The organism is Pseudoalteromonas sp. UBA6610, from assembly GCF_002433295.1.
GTDB classification, from domain to species: domain Bacteria; phylum Pseudomonadota; class Gammaproteobacteria; order Enterobacterales; family Alteromonadaceae; genus Pseudoalteromonas; species Pseudoalteromonas atlantica.
Genome location: NZ_DJHW01000141.1, coordinates 1 through 19550 on the forward strand (window position 1 = coordinate 1; position 19550 = coordinate 19550).

Annotated in this window: 16 protein-coding genes and 1 pseudogene; 6 read left to right on the plus strand and 11 right to left on the minus strand. The window is 40.2% G+C overall.

The features are described from left to right. Positions 1–194: 194 nt before the first annotated feature. On the minus strand, positions 195–2696 hold the full coding sequence (locus tag B4F91_RS18465) for a S8 family serine peptidase (RefSeq protein WP_286937731.1): 2502 nt from the start codon (positions 2694–2696) through the stop codon (positions 195–197). Between the two features lie 571 nt (positions 2697–3267). Here B4F91_RS18465 and B4F91_RS18470 point away from each other — a divergent pair. From B4F91_RS18470 to B4F91_RS18485, 4 genes are read left to right on the plus strand one after another with little or no spacing between them, the layout of a single operon-like run. Continuing rightward, positions 3268–4770, plus strand: a complete 1503-nt coding sequence (locus tag B4F91_RS18470) for a curlin (protein ID WP_286937730.1) — start codon at positions 3268–3270, stop codon at positions 4768–4770. 37 nt (positions 4771–4807) lie between these two features. After that, positions 4808–5206 carry a curli production assembly/transport protein CsgE gene (locus B4F91_RS18475; protein ID WP_064387109.1) on the plus strand — a complete coding sequence of 133 codons (399 nt, stop codon included), beginning with the start codon at positions 4808–4810 and terminating at the stop codon, positions 5204–5206. Next, the gene (locus tag B4F91_RS18480) at positions 5196–5621 is read left to right on the plus strand and encodes a curli assembly protein CsgF (protein WP_004587047.1); all 426 of its coding nucleotides are present in this window, start codon (positions 5196–5198) and stop codon (positions 5619–5621) included. Before B4F91_RS18475 ends, B4F91_RS18480 begins: the two co-directional genes overlap by 11 nt. Beyond that, a complete protein-coding gene (locus tag B4F91_RS18485) occupies positions 5621–6394 on the plus strand; it encodes a CsgG/HfaB family protein (RefSeq protein WP_286937728.1) in 774 nt (257 codons plus the stop codon). Before B4F91_RS18480 ends, B4F91_RS18485 begins: the two co-directional genes overlap by 1 nt. Before the next feature lie 130 nt (positions 6395–6524). Here B4F91_RS18485 and B4F91_RS18490 read toward each other — a convergent pair whose 3' ends face one another. The 4 genes and pseudogenes from B4F91_RS18490 to B4F91_RS18505 form a co-directional block, all read right to left on the minus strand. Continuing rightward, positions 6525–7214, minus strand: a complete 690-nt coding sequence (locus tag B4F91_RS18490) for a response regulator transcription factor (protein WP_096042767.1) — start codon at positions 7212–7214, stop codon at positions 6525–6527. Positions 7215–7385: 171 nt separating this feature from the next. Next, the gene (locus tag B4F91_RS18495; protein WP_286937726.1) at positions 7386–8888 is read right to left on the minus strand and encodes a trehalase family glycosidase; all 1503 of its coding nucleotides are present in this window, start codon (positions 8886–8888) and stop codon (positions 7386–7388) included. Between the two features lie 16 nt (positions 8889–8904). Continuing rightward, entirely contained in the window at positions 8905–10143 is a 1239-nt protein-coding gene (locus B4F91_RS18500) for an MFS transporter (protein ID WP_096042765.1), read from the minus strand. Between the two features lie 162 nt (positions 10144–10305). Further along, positions 10306–11316 (minus strand): annotated as a pseudogene (locus B4F91_RS18505) (LacI family DNA-binding transcriptional regulator); the annotation flags it as partial. A gap of 279 nt (positions 11317–11595) precedes the next feature. Between B4F91_RS18505 and B4F91_RS18510 the strand changes: the two are divergent. Next, complete coding sequence (locus B4F91_RS18510; protein WP_286937723.1) at positions 11596–13845, plus strand: TonB-dependent receptor; 2250 nt, start codon at positions 11596–11598, stop codon at positions 13843–13845. A gap of 33 nt (positions 13846–13878) precedes the next feature. Here B4F91_RS18510 and B4F91_RS18515 read toward each other — a convergent pair whose 3' ends face one another. The 5 genes from B4F91_RS18515 to B4F91_RS18535 all read right to left on the minus strand — a co-directional run bounded on the left by B4F91_RS18515 (position 13879) and on the right by B4F91_RS18535 (position 17809). After that, entirely contained in the window at positions 13879–14400 is a 522-nt protein-coding gene (locus B4F91_RS18515) for a hypothetical protein (RefSeq protein ID WP_054981684.1), read from the minus strand. 58 nt (positions 14401–14458) lie between these two features. Continuing rightward, a complete protein-coding gene (locus B4F91_RS18520) occupies positions 14459–16009 on the minus strand; it encodes an EAL domain-containing protein (protein ID WP_286937721.1) in 1551 nt (516 codons plus the stop codon). Positions 16010–16135: 126 nt separating this feature from the next. Continuing rightward, positions 16136–16759: a GDSL-type esterase/lipase family protein gene (locus B4F91_RS18525; RefSeq protein WP_286937719.1), complete on the minus strand. Its 624-nt coding sequence runs from the start codon at positions 16757–16759 to the stop codon at positions 16136–16138. Continuing rightward, positions 16759–17271 carry a DsrE family protein gene (locus B4F91_RS18530; protein WP_286937716.1) on the minus strand — a complete coding sequence of 171 codons (513 nt, stop codon included), beginning with the start codon at positions 17269–17271 and terminating at the stop codon, positions 16759–16761. The genes B4F91_RS18525 and B4F91_RS18530 overlap by 1 nt, the downstream gene beginning before the upstream one ends. A 64-nt stretch (positions 17272–17335) precedes the next feature. Beyond that, complete coding sequence (locus tag B4F91_RS18535) at positions 17336–17809, minus strand: flavodoxin family protein (protein ID WP_096042760.1); 474 nt, start codon at positions 17807–17809, stop codon at positions 17336–17338. 77 nt (positions 17810–17886) lie between these two features. Here B4F91_RS18535 and soxR point away from each other — a divergent pair, with 77 nt between their 5' ends. After that, positions 17887–18348: a redox-sensitive transcriptional activator SoxR gene (soxR, locus tag B4F91_RS18540; RefSeq protein ID WP_286937715.1), complete on the plus strand. Its 462-nt coding sequence runs from the start codon at positions 17887–17889 to the stop codon at positions 18346–18348. A gap of 14 nt (positions 18349–18362) precedes the next feature. Here the strand turns inward: soxR and B4F91_RS18545 are convergent, their stop codons facing one another. Then, on the minus strand, positions 18363–19529 hold the full coding sequence (locus B4F91_RS18545) for a lipase family protein (protein WP_024032855.1): 1167 nt from the start codon (positions 19527–19529) through the stop codon (positions 18363–18365). Positions 19530–19550 lie beyond the last annotated feature (21 nt).

The window sequence follows — 19550 nt, forward strand, 5'->3', positions numbered from 1 at the left end:
AACAACTAAATAGCGAATTTTTTGCCTTGCTATCAACACGTTTACCCATCCTCAAAATAGATCATATAATTATGCGCATTGGTATAAAAAAGCCTAGATGTGAGCCGTTAAAGCTAAACTCTAAGAGCTTATTAGATTTATCGTAAAACAAAAAAAGCCCAGCATTGCTGGGCTTAAGGTCACTTTAGGAGTAGTTAATTAAATGACACTGTAATGATGTTAGAACATACATTTTCAGTTACACATAATTGGTAATCGTACGATGGTAATGTAGCACCACGTACGTAGTCGCGGTAACGGCCGTTGTCTGATGTGGTATCAACCAGCTCACCGTTACGGTATACGCTTAATGACTCAGCGCCGACACGTTCCCAACTTAAATCTACACGCATAGTATCAAGGCGAGATTTATTAGCGCGTTTAAGGGTAAGCTCAAGCTCTACATCACTTACTACAACCGTTTGAGTTGACGTACTTGTATTGCCTTCGCTGTCAGTTACGGTTAGTACAACATCGTAATTACCAGAGGCTGCATACACATGCATTGGGTTTTGATCAGATGATGTTGCACCATCACCAAACTCCCAGCTCCACTGTGTAATATCGTTATTTGCATCTGTACTTGAATCAGTAAAGTTAACGGTTAAACCTTGTGTTTCTACATCAAAACCCGCACGCGGTGGTTGTGGGCTAATTTCACCAATAGCGCTTAATGTAAGAGACCACGTATTAATGGTACCCGTATCGGCTGCTGCGGTATCTTCAACGTGTAGCGTCCAATCACCTGTTGCCACTTCACCGTTAAATGACTCAGACGTAAAGCTTCTCACTATGTCGTCGCTTGAACCACCCACGTTGCTTTGTAGCGTTACTTGCGTGCCTTGTGCTGATACTAGCTTAACCACTAAGTCGCCTGAGTAAGTATGCGTAATATCAACATCAGCTGTTGTACCAAACACAGTTAAGTCATCAGGTACATTAATTACTGATACGGCGCCCACTGGCGAGTTATCAGGAATATCAACACTTGCATTACTGCTGTAGGTAAAGTCGTTTAGGCCTACCGGTTGAATCATTAATTTAACTGACTGCTGTTTAACAATTTCATCCGCTGTTGCAGTAACGGTTAGCTCGTATTCACCCCACTGTGTATCAGTGTCGGTTTCAACGTTAAGCATTACTTCATCACCAGGGCGAGCCGTGCTAGCCGACAAATAAGCGCCGCTTAATGTTGATGATAGTTCAAGCGTTACTTCTTCATCCCATTGGGCAATTGAGCCAATGGTGAATGTGTAATTTGTAGCTTGGCCCGCTACAATTTGTTGCGTAAGTGGATCGGCTGAAATTTTAAAGCCAGGTGTAGGATCTGCATCAATAAGTGCTTGGTTAACATTAAGACGCGTACCTGCCACCGTTACACCTTGCAGTGCAGTGTTGGCATCGCCAGAGCTCATTAGTAATTCTTTAAGCTCTTGCGTGTTAAGTTCTGGGTTAATAGATAGCACTAATGCTGCAGCGCCAGCTACATGAGGAGTCGCCATTGATGTGCCTGAGTAAGAGGCATAGCTCTCACCTGGTGTAGTAGATAAAATTGCGCTACCAGGGGCGCCCATATCAACGCTAGTTAAACCATAATGCGAAAACCACGAAATATTATCGGTTTGATCCGTACTTGCTACAGATAACACGCTCGCGTTTTCGTAGTTAGAAGGATAATGCGGGTTTACATCGTTATCTATGGTGTCGTTGCCCGCTGCCGCTACAAACAGTAAATCGGCTGCTTCGCTTGAGGCAATTGCATCGGCTAATGCTTGGCTATAACCGCCACCGCCCCAGCTATTATTTAAAACACGTAAGTTAACACCGGCATTTTTAAGTCCTACCATGTAATCAATACACTTAATTGCATCTGATGTTGAGCCATTACCTGCAGCATCTAAAAATTTACACCCTACCAGCGATACTTCGTGGTTAACGCCTACAACACCTGTTGCGTTATTACCGCTTGCGCCTATGGTGCCCGATACGTGAGTACCATGGCCTTCATCATCCATAGGGTCACCACTGTTGGTAATTGCATTAATACCGTGCACGTCATCTACAAAGCCGTTACCGTCATTATCGATGCCATCTCCAGGCACTTCACTGCTATTAACCCACATATTGCTAGCTAAATCGCTGTGGCTATAGTCAATACCGGTATCAATTACACCTACCACAACATCGCGGCTACCTGTCGAAATATCCCATGCTTCTACTGCATCAATATCAGCATCGGCAGTACCGCCTGTTTGGCCGTCGTTATTTAAACCCCATAACTCATCAAAGCGCGGATCATCAGGCGTTTGAGCAATGCTTACTTGGTAATCAGGCTCAACGTATTCAATCGCTTGGTGAGATTTTAAGCGTGCAATGGCTTCTTTAGTACTCATGCCCGAAATTTTAAACTTAGCTAACCGCCCAGAAAGTAAAGACTTATAGTTATCATCAATTTCATCAGCGTTTACATCTGAAATTTTTGCTTTAACTAACGAACGCGCTTGTTTACGCATTTGTGCTGATGCATTTTTTTTGTATTTAACAATTACTGCATCACTACTTGCTACAACAGGGTGTTTAACACCTGCATCAGGTAGTTTTGCAGCAGCTAAACACGGGAGTAAAGCAAGAGTGATAATAGATAATTTTGTTTTCATTGTTCTATCCATAGTTGGTTTAACTTAGCCGTACTAAGTAAGTTTACTTACAACTTCAAATACAAGAGGATCACGTGGCATAGAACTAGAAAACTAATAAATATGGATTTACACAAGTCAAAAAATAACAAACAACTAAAAATCAACATTTTTAACCAGACTGATTAACAAAAAAACATACAACACAGTCATTTTTATGAAGTACCGCCCGCCATTTTTACCTTTTTAAGGACCAGACATTTTTACTAGTTTTCCTTCCCAGTTTTGTTCCTATATAGATACTTTTTTATAACTCAATGAAATACATAAAAAATAAAATTGGTAAAAAAAGATGGTTTAAGTCCTTCGCCGGGGAGAATACAGTGAAGGTGTTCTTACAAAAAAGTTTAGCCACTTTATGTTTAATAAAAATGACAGGCTTAAACTTAGCATTTGTAATAACAAACGATTTACAAAATCAAATTAACAGTGGATCACACCATTATTTCAGCACGGCATGCTGAGCGAAAATATCTTATTAAAATTTATAACACTTAAGGTATTTGATTTTACTATTTCAAGGAGAATAATAATGAAGTTGAATAAAACACTTTTAAGCTGCGCTGTTGCATTAGCAGTCGGTACCAGCTTTGCCTCACACGCAGATACAGAAAACAAATCAGTGTCTAGCTCGCAACTAAGTACACAGGTATCTACAGAGAGTCTAGAAAACAGCTTAACCCTCAGCCAAACTTCAAATGAAAATAACGCGTTTCTTTATCAAGAAGGCGACAGCAACACCATGCTTGTGACCACCACAGGTAACAATAACGACACTGAAGTTGTGCAAAGCCAATTTGGTAATTATGCCGAAGTAACAACAACTGGCGATAACAACACGCAAGTGTACTCGCAAGATGGCGTTACTAATGGGTTTATTTCTGAGGTAACAGGTAACAACAACATGTTATTTGTTAGCCAATTTGGCCAAGGCTTTTTCGTAAATAACGAAGCGATTAACATCGTAACCGGTGATGACAACCTTATTGATGTAGAGCAAGGTAGCGGCGGCCACTGGTTCTACAACATGGATATGCAAGGTAATGCAAATGAAATCATGTCTTTACAACAGGGTGAATGGCATGAAGCAGAAATCACCATGCTTTCAGGCGATGAAAATACACTTGATTTACTTCAAGACGGCTACTGGAATACTTTTAAAGTAAGTAGCTTAAAAGGTAATGAAAATGAGCTTGATGTTGAACAAAACGGCGACCGTAACGCTGTAGCATTTAGTTCAATTTCTGGTGATGCAAATGAAATTGAAATTGAGCAAGATGGCTTAACAAATGCAGTAACGTTTGCAGCTGTTGTTGGCGATGATAACCAAATAGATTTAGATCAAGAAGGTTCATTAAATACAATTGAATCAAACTTATTTGAAGGTGCAAATAACGAAGTGACAGCAACGCAAGTTGGCGCTGAAAACTTAATGACAGCCGATTTAATTGGCGATAACAACGAGCTAACTTCACTACAAAACGGTGACTTTAACGAATCTTACATGGGTGTAATTGGCTCTGATAATGAGTTTTCAACCTCTCAAGTTGGCGACTTAAACTCTGTTCACCTTGCTAACTTTAACGGTACAGGTAACGATGTTGATTTAGTTCAATCTGGTGATGAAAACGTGATGCTGGTGCAATCGTCGTACCCTGATGTATCGCTTACATCAAACAATAACGATATTGATATTGCCCAAAGTGGTGCTCAAAACGAGGCAGTTGTTACGCTTGCGGGTATTTTAGATAGTAACGATAACCAAATCGATATTGCGCAAGATGGCATGTTAAACCTAGTCGATATGATGGTTGAAGGTAGTAGCCACAGTATAGATATTTCACAAGAAGGTGAAGGTAACTGGGTAAGCGGCGTTGAGCAGTCAGCCTTTTTAGTGGGCGGTGAAAACGTATCGTTTACAGTTACTCAAGTAGGTAACGATAACCTTGTTGAAGGCTCAGTAATTGGCTACGACAGCACGGTTTCTGTTACGCAAATTGGTGATGGCAATACAGCAACAATTACGCAAATGTAATTATTGAGGTGGGGAGGTTAACCCTCCCCATTTTATTATGAAAAAAAATTTTCACTTACGTTACTACCTACTGAGTTTTTTTCTGTTTTTTTCTTCGCTAAGCAATGCTGCGCAAGAACTAGAAATAGATGGCTTACTGCTTGATAGAAGCATTAGTCGTTTTGGCCATCAATTTTATTACGAATTTTCAAATTACTGGCGAGATCTCCCTTCAACCGCTGGTTTTAATATAGAAATAAGAGAAACAGTAATACCAAAAGCTGGCACAAAGCTTTCGCTAATTATGAATAACCAACTCGTGTATGTAACCTATTTAGGACGTAGATTAGCGCCCCTCGACGAACGCGTTGAGCAAGCTGTTTACACTGTAATAGACGCGATGGCACGCTCAAATATGGCAACATCGTCACCCGATATGGCAGTAAATGGATGGTAAAATGAAAAAAATAGCACTTATAATAATAACAACACTTAGTTTTTCAGCCTCGGCAACTGAAATAATTTATACCCCAATCAACCCAAGCTTTGGTGGTAACCCACTCAATGCCACGATGCTGCTTAGTAAAGCGCAAGCGCAAAACAAACACAAAGCCCCAACCATCGAAAAAGGCTACGCAGAGCAATTTCAAGACTCATTAGAGCGCACGTATTTAAACCGCATGGTAAGAGAAATTACCGATATGGCGTTTGGCGAAGAAATTGAAGACAGCCTGTTTGACCAAGACTCAATATTTATGAGTGGCGATTATCAAATAGAAGTCATCACCAGCACAACCGACACTATTACAGTAAAAATAACCAATATATTAGATGACTCTGTCGTGATCATCGAAGTTCCGAGGTTTGGATAATGCGCAAAATACTCATAACAATAACTCTATTAGCCATAACTGGTTGCTCAAGTATGGGAAACTTAATCCCTCCCTCACAGCAAGTCGCCACCACATTAGAACCCACTGAAATATTTAGTGATTTAAAGAACTTACCTAAACCCGTAGGCAGTATCCCTGTGTCTGTGTATTCGTTTAGAGATCAAACAGGCCAATACAAACCGCAAACTAATGTTAGCTCGTTTTCAACTGCAGTAACGCAAGGTGCTAACTCTATTTTAGTGCAAGCACTGCACGAGTCTGATTGGTTTACACCGGTTGAACGCGAAGGCTTACAAAATATTTTAACAGAGCGAAAGATTATTCGTGCAGGCCAATCTGACAACTCTAACCAACCAGATTTACCGCCCCTTACAACCGCTAAAATAATTTTAGAAGGCGGTATTATTAGCTACGATACTAATGTAAAAACAGGCGGTTTAGGAATGGAATACTTTGGTATTGGCGCCTCTGAGTTATATCGTGAAGATGCAATATCTATATATTTACGCGCAGTTGATGTTCGCACCGGCCAAGTATTACTTAGCGTAGCCACCAGCAAAAAAGTACTTAGCCAAGAAATGCGTGCAGGATTTTTTAGGTACGTAAGCTACAAACGCTTAGCCGAAGCTGAAGCCGGCTTTAGTGATAACGAACCGATGAGCATATGTGTAACCCAAGCCATTGAAAAAGCACTCACAGACTTAATTACAAAAGGAATTGATAGAGGATTGTGGGCACAAAAATCAGCGTAATACCAATGCGCAATAACACTTGATTCAGCGAATTAGTATAAGGCTATAATTTAAAAACAAAAAAGGCTACATGATGTAGTCTTTTTTGTATGAGTGAATACAACAATCGTGTTTTAAAAAATTGCTATAACTACTTAGCCATAGGTAATAAAACCGATATGTAACGCTGAGCCCAATTTGCTAATTCAACACGGTTACGAGAATTGGTTTTTTTAAAGGCACTGTACAAATGCGTTTTAACGGTGTGGTCACTTATATTAAGTTTATCGGCAATGGCGTTATTGCTCGCCCCTTGAGCAATTAAGTGAATAACCGATTTTTCACGTTTAGTAAGGTGCGCATAATCCCCTTTTTTGAGGGTAATGTCTTCTTGTAGGCTATTAAACGAAGAGGCAACCGAGAGAATATCTGAAAACGCTTTTGATATAACCTTTCGCGTAAACCATAACTCGCCTGAGGTTATTCTAACTAGCCCTTTAAAAATAGTTTCTGGTGCATCTGATTTATAAAACACACCATTGAAATGATTTAACAGTAGGTTTTTTTCGCACACGGCATTGGGCTCTACATTAAATAAGACAACTTTATGCTTTTTAGCGAGGCAAATTAAGTCGGCAGGCAGCAAATCTAACCAGTTATTTTTAGCGCCATCAATTAAAAATAAATCAAACTTGTCCCTTTTCTCGTTTTTAGGGATCACGTCGTCCATTTTAATATCGCCAAAAATGGCTTGCATGGTTTTTAATATAGTTGTGTAGCTTTCACAGTGAAAAGAAGATTGAAACGTGGTTTTTACAAAAACGGCGTGTGGTTGTAGCATAGATTTCGTCCTTGAAATTTTTACACCACACTACCGAATTTATTAATCACTTACAATGCACCTGGGCATTATTTATACACGGCATAAAACAATCACCAATAATATTTAGTTAATAGTTACAATAACTTAATGAAAACTAGTGAATTATTGTCATATAAAACACTGCTCTGATCAGTCTTCACATAACGTATAAAAGCGTGAGGTAACCCCGTTAGTCCAGCCAAAACCTTGCTGTACTACGTATTCTCCGCCCCCTGCTTTTAATTGAGGCACGCACACATTGTATTTTTCTAGTAGGCACTGATTAACAGAAAAGTCGTTTTCTACCATTGTTAGCCAGTTTTGCATTATACGTTTACTAAGATCACTAAAACCGTAATTATTAAGCCCTTTAACAGCAAACCACTGCAGCGGAGCCCACCCATTAGGGCTATCCCATTGCTGTGATGTAGAGGTAACGGTAGTAACTATGCCACCAGCCTTTAAAAAGTCGCGGCTTAGTCGCTCGGCAATATGTTGAGCTTGTTGCTCAGACACTAAGTTAAAAAATAATGCAGTACTGGCGGCAGCGCTTAACACCTTAGATTGACTCGCTTTGTGATGATTATAATCAACAAAAAAGTGTTGTTGCTCACTCCACATGTATTTATTAATCAGTGTGCGGCGAGCTGCTGCGTAGTCGCTAAATAAATCGGCTTGTTGGCTATTACCTAGCAGCTTATTAAACTTACTAAGCTGTTTTTCTAGGTTATAAAGCAAACAATTAAGATCAATGGGTAATATATCGGTCGTTTGTATAGAGCTAAGTGAATTAGGCTCAGCTAGCCAGCGAGAACTAAAGTCCCAGCCAGATTCACACGCTGCACGTATATGTCGATAAAAGTCGGGCTTTTTATGCTCAGCTAAGCCCTCTGCGAGTGCCAGATCTTCTCTCAGGGATTCTGCCCTAGGGGCTGCTTCATCGTCCCAATAACGATTTAACTTGCCACCGCATGGCATTTTTACAACTCGCCTTAGTGCCGTTTTCTCGTTAGTAAGCTCTTCTGCGCCTTGCATCCAAAACGCATACTCTTTTTCAAGCGCGTCAACACATTTTTCAAGCCATGCTACATTATTGGTTTTACTGTGTTCGTGCTGCCATAGTAATTCAACCATAAGCGCTAAAATAGGTGGCTGTGAACGCGATAAGTAGTAACTGCGATTGCCATTTGGAATACACCCATAATCGTTTATAAGGTCGATAAAGTTTTGCAGCATATCTTCAACAATCTCGGGTTTATTAGCATCAATTAAGCCGAGCGCTGTAAAGTAGCTATCCCAGTAGTATATTTCCTGAAAACGCCCACCAGGCACAATGTAGCTATGCTTTAATGCTAATAAAGAATCGGCTTTAGGTTTATCAGCCGCCCGTCTCAAACCATGCCACAAAGAGTTAATGTAGTGTTTAACGCTTGCGGTATCTGGCTCACTTTGCATACGGAGTAAGGGGGTCGTAATAAAGTGAGCATTTACAAACTCTTTTAATTGGGCTTGATTAAGCGGTGCTACTTGCTCATAGTGTTTACACGCACTTTGCCAGCTGGTTCGTGCAGTTGCATCTGCAAATGTTTTACAGTCATCAAAAATATGTTGGGTCTGTACATCTTTAAATAACTGGCTCTCAAAAAAATTCATAACAATCCTAAATCAATTATATGCTGGCAGCGTGCTGAGAAATGGCGCGGGTGCGCTGTTTAAAAATAATCACGCTTATAAAAATTAAGCTAATGGGAATTAACGACAGGTAAAATGCGTGCTGACCACTAAAATGCTCAAATACGTAGCCTGTGATCATTGAACCAGTTGTGCCTCCAAGTGCTGAAAACACAACGATTAGCCCTGTCATGGCAGCATGTTGGTGCTTTTCTAATGCGCTGAGCATTACCGAATTTAACACTGGATAAATTGGCGCCATAAAAAAGCCAATGAGGGGCAAAACAAATGCAGCCAGTGGTGCATCAAATAGGCTAGTGATTGCTGTATTAGGCAGGTTTTCAGTTAGGGGTAACGTTATAATAATAAGTAATGCCATGGCGACTAAGCATCCGCACAGTACAAGAAACCAATTAATGTGCTTAAGCACCTGCCCCGCAACTAAGCGACCAAACGCTAACGCCGCTGCAAAAATACTCGCTAACTGAATACTTATAGCCACAGGCAGTTGTAAAACTTGGTTATTAAAGGTTGGCAGCCAAGTACCTACGCCTTGTTCAATAAGGACATATAAAAATGCACTTATAATAAAAATAAGCACCAAGGGCTGATACGTTAATTTAAGCATGGCTATAAAATCACTCAAACTAGAGTCAGTTTTATTTTTATCAATTGCAGGCGCAATCGGTGCAATAACAACACTTAGTAATACAATTAAAGTAAGCGCAGCCAACGCGTAATAAACATTGAGCCACGCATTGCTTTGGCTTGGGTCTATAAAGGCGGTAAAAATCCAATAACCACTTAATACACCCACCATAAAAATCCCTTCGATGGAGTTTAAAAGTGACGAGTGACTATTAGCATCTTCGGTTACTTGGCCAATAATCGAATAAACAGAAACTTTGACTACCGCAAAGCCACAGCCTATCACTGCAAATAGCACTTTAAACATATAAAATTCGCTGATCAGTGCGGTGCTTAAGCACGCTAATGCAACGACCGCTAAAGCCCCTAACATTGCGAGCTTATACCCTAATCTAGGAATGAATGAGGCAACAACAAAAGACATTATCGCAATTGATAAGTCTTTAAACCCTTCCAAAACAGACGCCTCAGTTTTGCTAACGCCCAGTGTGTTTATTGCCTGCAAAATGACTGTTCCTACGCTATTTAATAATATTGCGAAAATAAAATAGCTTGCAGCAATTGCTAGTGTGATTTTTGTTTTACTCATAGCTTGCCTTACTTATAACGCAGTGCGCCATAACGATTAAAGCTAACACCTTTGGGTAATTAGCGTGTGTTTGTGTCAGTGAACGTTGAGTTTAGTGTAGAATAAAAATCAATGCAATCGTTTGCATTTTAAGTTTTTAAATTTGTATCTACCATTCATAAATCAGCGTTTACTCGATTGGCGAGTTATTAATTCTATATCAATAACTTGAGACTCAACTTTTTGACCCTTAAATTGTTGCATAAGCTTTTTAACTAAAAGTTCAGCCGCTAATTGAGTATTTTGTTTAATTGTTGAAAGCGACGGATGGCTAATATCTGCCATTGCTATATCGTCAAAGCCCACCAATGCAACATCGTTAGGAATACTGACATAGCGCTCTTTTAACGCCTTCATTGCACCTAAAGCAACCATATCGCTACAAGCCATTATTGCATCAAAGTAGAGCCCTTTTTCGCGTAATAGACTATTAATTTCTTGATACGCCGAACTACTCGTAATATCAATAGAAACAACGTGCTGCTCTAGTTTATGCGTAGATAGCGCAGCCACATAACCGCGGTGTCTTTCGCTAATTTCACCGTGCTCTGGGTCGCCTAAAAATAAAATATTTTTTGCACCGTGTTCGATTAAGTGCGCAGTGGCTTGCATTCCACCTAGGTAGTTATCACTGCCTACAATAGGGTAATTACTGGGTGTTTTAGGGTCTCCCCACACAACCAAAGGGATCCCCGCTTTAGCAGCCGCCTCTATATTGCGCTGATCTTTACCTTGCCCAACCACAATAATACCATCGGCCCTTCGACCATTAATAAAGTAATTAGCCCAATCGTGCTGTGCCATTATTGAATTAGACAATAAAAGCTCTAGCCCTTGTTGATTAAGTGCAAGATTAATTTCGCTAACCACTTTAAGTAAAAATGGATCGCTAATCGATTGTTCGGTTTGTTCATCTAAGTTAATGATAACAGCAACAACATTTGTTTTTTGCGTTCGCAAGCGGCTTGCAGCGGTGTTTAAACTAAAATTATGCTCTTTAGCGAGTTGTTTTAATTTATCGCGTGTTTCTTGTTTTATTAACGGGTTGTCATTTAAAGCACGCGAAACCGTAGAGGTAGACACCCCTGCCAGCTTTGCTAAATCAGCTAATTTTATTTTTTTGTTATCCATGAAAACCCTGAGCCGCGTTGTATTAACTAATGTTTAATGTAACTAGCTGACAATATAGCATTATTAATTTTTTCTGGCTTGCCTCACAGGCTAAAAAAGCCATACCTAGGCTTTTACGCTCAATATTTCTACAAATATAATTCATAAATAATTTACAAATAAATATTGCAAACGTTTGCATTAATCTTTAAGGTTTCATCATATACAGCCTGTTTACATAAAAATTTTGTATACAGCGCAGTAAAAAACACACTGTTTAACACACTAAAAACGGGATCACACATGACATTCAATAAAGCAAAAAGTACATTAGCGTGCGCTATAACTTTAGCCTTGAGCTCACACGCAACCTTTGCACAAGAGCAAGCACAAGAAACCAAGGTAGAGCGAATTGTTGTTTCGGGCACACCTACCGGGGTCGGCATCAGAAAAATAGATGCAGGCTACGCTGTTACAAATATTGATAGCCAGCAAATTATTAAACTTTCACCTAAAAGCACTGCCGATCTGTTTAAAGCCGTACCTGGGGTTTGGGTAGAAAGCTCAGGGGGTGAATCTGGTGCCAATGTATTTGTACGTGGTTTTCCTGGTGGCGGTGACGCCCCATTTTTAACCCTAAGTATTGAAGGGTCACCCGTTTACCCAGCCCCTACATTATCGTTTTTAGAAAACTCTTCACTTTTTAGAATTGATGAAACGATTGAGACCATGGAAGCTTTACGCGGTGGGCCAAACCCTGTTTTATCAAATGGCCAACCGGGTTTAACAACTAACTTTAGGCTAAAGCGTGGTGGTGAAGACACCGAGGGCTTATTTAAATACACAACATCTGATTACGACCTACAACGAGTAGATGCCGTTATTAGTGGTGAAATTACTGACGATTTATACTTTATGGTTGGCGGGTATGTAAAAAGCTCTCCGGGTATTCGTGATGCAGGTTTTACCTCTGAGAAAGGCAGCCAATTTACCATTAATATCACTAAAGATTTAGATAACGGCGAGCTTAATTTTTATACCCGTCAAACAGATGATCATGGTGCATGGTACTTACCTACCCCACTTAATATTGAAGGGATTGACGCAGAATATACCCAACTTGGCACGTTAAACCGCCAAGCAACCATTTTTACCGGCCCCGATGCACAAGCACACGATATTGACTTAGGGGATGGCCGAGGCTGGGACGGCCATGTAACAGGCGGTAGCATTAAACTAGAGCTTGATAATGGTTGGCAATTTTCTGACCGCTTTAATATAACTAAAGGGGATGCCAATACATACGGGTTGGTGCCAAGTGGCTCAGCAACCACGGTTGGTGCAGTTGCCGATAATGGGCAAACCGCATTTGGTGCAGTAACCAATACTGAGTACGCAAGCGACACCCCAATACAACAACTTGGCCGCTGGGTTGTTTTAAAAGAAATTAGCTCATTTACAAACGATTTAGCGTTTTCAAAGCAATTTGATAATTTATCAGCCACGTTTGGTTACTACACAGCCAGTACATCGGCAAACGATTGGTGGAGTTTAGGTAATACGGCTTACCACGTACTAGAAGCCGGCGGCGAGTCGCTAACTGGCATTGAGTGTAATCAAAGCACTGATGGCTGCGATTTTAACTACGATATTAGCTCAACAGGTGATGCGCGCACCAATGCGTTTTATGTAACAGCTCAATACAAATTTGCCGACGACTTTACATTAGATGCAGGCGTGCGCCACGAAAGTCATGAAGTAGAATACAGTGTTGATGAAGACCTTGATGGAATTATTACCAAAACAGTTAACTATGATGAAAGTAAAACATCGTGGACAACGGGGATTAACTATTCAATAAACGATGACATGGGTGTATTTGCACGCGTAAACCGTGGTTATAAAATGCCTTACTTTGACGACTTTAGAGATAACTTTAGCGCTTATGAAGGCGGCGAAAAGCTAATTAAAGAAGTAACCCAAGGCGAATTTGGCTACAAGCTAATTTCTGACTCTACAGACTTTTACGCTACCTTGTTTGTTAACGAAGTAAAGGGCGATACATTTGTACGCCGCCCAGGTGTACCTGCAGAAATTTTAACAAACGAAGCGTACGGTGTTGAGCTTGATTATAACTTTAATCATCAGTCGGGTTTTTCGGTTAATTTAAATACCACACTACAAGAAACCGAAATAACGCAAAGCCCAACCAATGAAGGAAATGAATCTCAGCGTCAGCCAAAGTGGCAAGTGCGTATCACACCTAGCTACGACTTTGAGCTACAAGGTATGTATGCCACGTTATATGGCACACTGTCGGCTGTTGATGACCGCTTTGGTAACAACGAAAACACGGTGACTCTTGATGGCTACGAAAAAGTAGACTTAGGCCTAATTTTAGAACCTATGGAAGGCATAAAACTACAACTGGCCATTGATAACTTAACGGGTGAGCAAGGTATAACAGAGGGCGACCCACGTAATGCCGATGCCCCAAATGGCCGCTATATTATGCCACGCACTACGCGCTTTAGTGTAAGTTATGCGTTTTAAACACACTTAATACTAAAGGGAGCTTGGCTCCCTTTATTTTATTTTTTCGTTTAGTTTATTAAGCGCCTCTACCGAAAAGCCCCTATCGTAAAAATGTAAAATTTTACCTTTGCTATCTATTAAAACAACGCGAGTATTGTTTGGGTTTTTATTACCTGTAAATTTTTGCACAGTGTCACCATCTTCATAAATAGTGATTACCCCGCCCCACAGCTCTTTTGGTATACCCTTGCGCATACCGCTGTCTATAAATGTACTAAACATGCGCGGGGCCATACCTGCTATGGTAGGCAGTTCGTAAGTGGGTAATGTAACCCCTGTCATGTCTAAGCCAATTAACCAACGGTCTATGTCAAATTGGCTATCTTGTTTATAGCCAATGAGTAACAAGGTTTTATCGGCTTTAAAATTACTCGGTATGGTTACGCTTTTCTCATCTAGGCTTTGGCCGCTAATGGTAGGAAACTGCTTACCGGTAATTTGCTGATTTGGGTATTGAGCTGAGCACGCACTAAGCATTAACACCATAAATGCGCTGGCTATTATTTTAATCATTTTAAAACCTTACACTGTTATAAATATCATACTAATACGTGTATGAGGTAAAACACGTTTAAACCGTTTGCAATTTTAAATACGCTTTAAACTCTCGAAGTGCCATGGGCTCGGCATATTTCCAGCCTTGGCCATAATGTACGCCAGCTTGTTTTAGTATGGCTTCTTGCTCATTTGTTTCTATGCCTTCTGCTACACAGGTGTAGTTAAACTTACGTACCAACGCCATAATATTAGGGATCATTGATGCCTTTAAGCCTTGTGTTGTTATATCTTGTACAAAAGTGCGGTCAATTTTAAGCTGATGAAAGCTCAAGTTTTGTAGATTTTTTAAGTTAGAGTAACCCGTACCAAAATCATCTATCGATAAATTAAAGCCCGCCTCAACCAGCCTTTTAAAGTGGGTATGGGCAACTGTTGAGTCTAAGTATTCGTCTTCTGTTATTTCTAAACAAATAATAAAGCGCGAATCGGTGAGTGCAGGTATGTCTTTTAAAAGCGCAATATTGCCTGTTTCTACATCGTAGGGAAAAATATTAATAGAAATTTTAAAATTGCGCGGTAATGCCTCAACGGTGGTTAGCTCATAAAGTACTTTTTCAATCATGGCTTGGGTAAAGCGCCACGTTAAATTGGTTTTTCTGATAATAGGAATAAATTGATCAGGAAATAAAACCCCGTATTTATCTTCAAAACGTGCCAACGCCTCACAACCAACCACTTTACCTGTTTGCAAACAAATAATGGGTTGGTAGGTCCAATAAAATGAGCCTTTTTTAAGGCCTTTGCGCACGCGCGTGATAGTTGAGCGCCTAGCCGCTAAGCTATAGTCAATTAACAGTCCACTCGATACACCCGCTAACGAAATTAAAATAAGCGAAATAATCAATAAAAATTGATTATTAGCAAAAAATTGGCTCCACGGAAGTTGTGCGGCTGCGCAGTACCCGGGGTTATTAGTACTGCATTTAATAATTGATTCATAAGGTAAAAATGAGTGATTTTTTACCTGCTCATAAACCCCTTTAGCCCCCGCTAAATGAAACGTCTCGCGCGTATTTTTATAAAGTACTTCCCACTGAGGAGAAACAATTACTTTATCGTTAAAAGCGCGCGTATCGACTATTAAATTGTAATTACCTTGCCTTACAATTATCACTTCCATTGCACGGCCACTAAACAAAAGCAAATACAATTGCGGTTCGTACCTTATGCGCACAGGTTTATTATCGTATTTATCAATTCGAATGTAGTCGGGAGGATTATCGGTAATTGTTGCTGCCAGCTTTCCTGCCCCGGTGGTGCAAACCAGCTCATTATTTGTAAAAAAGCCAATATCTATCACGTATTGTGCATCAAACAACGCGCGGCGCATTTCTATCAATGTATTGTTATTACATTGTTTAGCGTTTGCGTTATTTAGGCGGGTTAAAATTTTTCTACGTTCTGTTGCGGCAGCATCTATGTGTTGAACAATATAATTTGAATCTCGCGCTAACTGCCTACTTAGCTTTTGTGCAGCAAAGTACATCAGTGTGCTAGCACATATAATAAAAACCACGACACCGCTTAATACTGCAATTAAAGACCTACGTTGATATTGTTTCATAACACCTTTTTAAAGAAGCTGTGTGTGAGTCAGGTGCAATAATAATTGCATATCTGGGCATAAAAGCAATCAAGCTTGTAAAATAATTAAAGCAAATTACGTTTTTAATTTATTGATTTGTTTGCATTATAATTGCAAAACTAGGTGGCTGAGTATATCGCTAAGCTGCTTATGGCCTTGGCTATTTAAGTGTATACCATCACTCCCTATGGGGGCGTTAAGGTGTGATATATCAACGTAATTAAGTGCGTGCTCGTGTGCTACACGTTTAAAGAGAGCGTTTAAGGGTTGTAACTTTTGACTACAGTTTAAATAAATATGGCTTGATCCATGCTGAGGGTTAATAAATAAAGGACCAATAACAATTATGTTCGGTAAGTCAGCAGGCGAGTAAAATTGCTTAATAGAGCCAATAAAATGCGTAAGGCCGGTGGCTATATCTGTTGGGGCTAAGTTAAAACGCTTTTTTAAATCGTTAGTACCAAGTGCAATAATGAGCGTGTGTAAAGCGTGTTGCTGCAAATCGGGTTTTAAATAGCGAATACCATTAAGCTCCCCCGTAAAAGGCGGGTTATTCACAAGCGTACGGTTTGGCTGCCCCGACTCTATTACGCTAAAACCACTGCCTAGCTGTTGCTGTAACCGCGCCGTCCAACGGGTCTTTTCATCATAGCGCTTACCTGTTTCGGGGTTTAAACCCCACGTATTAGAATCGCCAAAGCAGAGTATATTTTTTGTTATTTGCGTCATTAAAATGGGTTAAATGTATAGCCTTGTTGTTGAAGTTGTGCGTGCGCGGTCATCGCAGAAAGCGACATTTTTACGCCATCAATAAGCAGCTCAGACGTTACTTTAAAGTGAGTTGCCGATTGCCCACACACATACACCTGAGTGTTATTAGCAAGTAGCTGCTTAATTAACGCTTGGTTTTTATTGTTAACACTAAAGCGCTTTTTATATTCGCTATTAGCTAACACATCAACACTCGCGCTGCCGTGCACAACTAATGCAAGTTGAATGTTTTTAAGCTTTACACCATGCGCTACATGCATGTTAATAAAACGCGCTAGCGAATTTATTGAATTATTTTGCTCGCCTTTTTTAGCGCCATCAGCAACATCAAATGCTATTTTAAATACCGTAGAGCTATTAATTTTGTCATGCTCGGGTACATTATAATAATTACCAAACCCGTTAATTGGTTGCTCATTAGCATTAATAAACGGGCTAAAAAGCAGCACTAACCCTAGTAAATATTTCATAAAACAATCCTGTGTTTTTAAGCGTATTACTAAACTACCAGAGACAACCAAAAAAGGCTGCAATTTAAGCAACCTTTTGGGTACTTTTATGGTGATGATTAATAAACTGCATACCTAAATAACTAAACGTATTTTTAAATTGCTCTACAAAACACGCCGGCGCTTCACTTGATGACGCATTAGAAAGCACAGAAAAATGCTTACTACGCAGCGTTCGTAATTTTGGTTTTAATGCTTCATCGTCCATGTAGTCGGTTATTCTATCAATAAATAACTTCATTTGTACCGTGGTGCTGTACCAATAAACGGGTGAGGCAAACACCCAGTGGTCATACTTTAACAGTGCTTCAAATACAGCATAAAAGTCATCGCTTTTATAGTTTTTGTTATAACAGTACGGCGCTATTTTATAATCATCTAAACATATTGTCCTTACATCGTTTTGCTCAGCAAAGCTGTTAACGTGTGCCTGCGTATTACCATTTTTACGTGCGCTTGAGTAAATAATAACAGTGCTACGTTTAAGTTTTTGTTGCATTTAGTTAGCTCCTTTTTTAATGTTGAAAGAAGCTTAAAACCTCAACTTATATTGAGGTCAACCGGAAATTTAAAACAATGCCAATAGATCAAAAAAAACTAACCGAGGCTAACCTAACCGTAGGTTATGTCGCTAAGCGCAGCGGCGTAAAAGTATCAACCCTACACTTTTACGAAACAAAAGGACTCATACGTAGTTGGCGAAATAGCGGCAACCAACGCCGCTATAAAAAAGATGTGCTGCGCCGTATAGCGGTAATAAAAGCCGCACAAGCCATGGGAATAACACTTGATGAAATTAAACACACCCTGGCCACATTACCTGAGCAGCGCTCTCCCACACAAAAAGACTGGTCAGCCCTTTCAAAGCAATGGCAAGCACAGCTTGATGAGCGCATAGCGTATATGCAGCGCCTACGCGACCGCGTAGATGGCTGTATTGGTTGTGGGTGTTTATCTATGAGTAAGTGCCCTATGTATAACAAAAACGACCACTTAGGCGAAAACCAAAGTGGTGCTATTTTGTTAGAGCGAGATTGAGATTTAAATTAAGGTTAGTCTAGGCCGCTAAGCCCTTCTCTTGCAGCTCTGTATAAAGCGCCTAGGGTTGAGTCGAAAACAGATTTTATAAAGCTATAAGTCAGCTCCACCGCTTTACTAATTACTTTGCCTGCAAACACTAACATATGCCCTAGTAAACCTAAGGTTTGTGTTGCAAACGAGGCTGACGCTTTAGCTATTTTATCAAGCGTTCGCGCCAACATATCGTAAAAAGTGAGCCCGGTTCCAATGGCTGCTTGGGCAGCAACTGCGCTGTAATAGCCTGCATCTTTTAAAAGGGTAATTAATGCAGCACCAAGTTTATCTGCCCAATGTGAGGTAAATGATGCTTGATTTCTGTCTTCAAATTTTAAACGCACAGGCATGTTTAAAAAGTTATTAGCTTGTATAGTTAAGTTGTTCCAATTATTGCTATTGGCAGTGTTTAAGTAGCCAGGCGTACCAGCAAGAGTATGAGCAGCCCCTTTTAAACCTTGTCCACTATCTAAACGTATTTCTTGGCCATTGTGCGGAGCATGCGAAAAAGGCCATAAAGGCACTTTAGCCACTGGGTCAGCCCCATGTGTACAGCGATAAATTTTATCGATTCTGGATGTGGCTGCACGAGAAAAGTTTTCAAGCCCAACACGTGGCGAACCAAACGTATATAATTTTACAGGAAGTGAATACTCAGCTTTGATCCAATCAGCAGAAAGCGTCGCTAACGCACCACCCAAGCTGTGGCCAACTAAATGAACGCAACCCGTTACTTTATCTTGAATATTCGCTGCTATAAACTCTTGCAGCGCAGGCTTCATACTATAAAAAGTCTTATTAAAACCAGCATGCACCATACTGCCATTTGACCCACCACTCACACCAAAGTGCCCATCGGTTAATCCATCTCTTAGCGAGTTAGTCCCCCGAATAGTTATAACCGAATCGCCCTCATACGCGCCAAGCCCATGCCCTACTAAAGCAAAGCCCGTGCTTAAATTAAATAAATGAGAAAAAAAGCTGCCCGTTACCCCTTGTACTGCGCCAGGGTTAACTGAAAAGTTAAAATTGTCGCGCAAAGAGGCATGAAGTGTGCGATTGAGTAAATTAGTGGTTTTAATACTTTTTGCTTTATAAGCAAGGTTTGCTAATTGTACGGCTTGAGTGGGTGTCAAAGTATTCATATAAGTTCCCTTTAAATAAAT

What these genes read in the sequence shown, in the direction of transcription:
- B4F91_RS18530 (WP_286937716.1), bottom strand. Translation starts at nt 17,271, where the DNA reads ATGAAATATTTACTAGGGTTAGTGCTGCTTTTTAGCCCGTTTATTAAT.
- soxR (WP_286937715.1), top strand. Translation starts at nt 17,887, where the DNA reads ATGCCAATAGATCAAAAAAAACTAACCGAGGCTAACCTAACCGTAGGT.
- B4F91_RS18510 (WP_286937723.1), top strand. Translation starts at nt 11,596, where the DNA reads ATGACATTCAATAAAGCAAAAAGTACATTAGCGTGCGCTATAACTTTA.
- B4F91_RS18490 (WP_096042767.1), bottom strand. Translation starts at nt 7,214, where the DNA reads ATGCTACAACCACACGCCGTTTTTGTAAAAACCACGTTTCAATCTTCT.
- B4F91_RS18500 (WP_096042765.1), bottom strand. Translation starts at nt 10,143, where the DNA reads ATGAGTAAAACAAAAATCACACTAGCAATTGCTGCAAGCTATTTTATT.
- B4F91_RS18480 (WP_004587047.1), top strand. Translation starts at nt 5,196, where the DNA reads ATGGATGGTAAAATGAAAAAAATAGCACTTATAATAATAACAACACTT.
- B4F91_RS18485 (WP_286937728.1), top strand. Translation starts at nt 5,621, where the DNA reads ATGCGCAAAATACTCATAACAATAACTCTATTAGCCATAACTGGTTGC.
- B4F91_RS18545 (WP_024032855.1), bottom strand. Translation starts at nt 19,529, where the DNA reads ATGAATACTTTGACACCCACTCAAGCCGTACAATTAGCAAACCTTGCT.
- B4F91_RS18515 (WP_054981684.1), bottom strand. Translation starts at nt 14,400, where the DNA reads ATGATTAAAATAATAGCCAGCGCATTTATGGTGTTAATGCTTAGTGCG.
- B4F91_RS18495 (WP_286937726.1), bottom strand. Translation starts at nt 8,888, where the DNA reads ATGAATTTTTTTGAGAGCCAGTTATTTAAAGATGTACAGACCCAACAT.
- B4F91_RS18470 (WP_286937730.1), top strand. Translation starts at nt 3,268, where the DNA reads ATGAAGTTGAATAAAACACTTTTAAGCTGCGCTGTTGCATTAGCAGTC.
- B4F91_RS18520 (WP_286937721.1), bottom strand. Translation starts at nt 16,009, where the DNA reads ATGAAACAATATCAACGTAGGTCTTTAATTGCAGTATTAAGCGGTGTC.
- B4F91_RS18465 (WP_286937731.1), bottom strand. Translation starts at nt 2,696, where the DNA reads ATGAAAACAAAATTATCTATTATCACTCTTGCTTTACTCCCGTGTTTA.
- B4F91_RS18475 (WP_064387109.1), top strand. Translation starts at nt 4,808, where the DNA reads ATGAAAAAAAATTTTCACTTACGTTACTACCTACTGAGTTTTTTTCTG.
- B4F91_RS18535 (WP_096042760.1), bottom strand. Translation starts at nt 17,809, where the DNA reads ATGCAACAAAAACTTAAACGTAGCACTGTTATTATTTACTCAAGCGCA.
- B4F91_RS18525 (WP_286937719.1), bottom strand. Translation starts at nt 16,759, where the DNA reads ATGACGCAAATAACAAAAAATATACTCTGCTTTGGCGATTCTAATACG.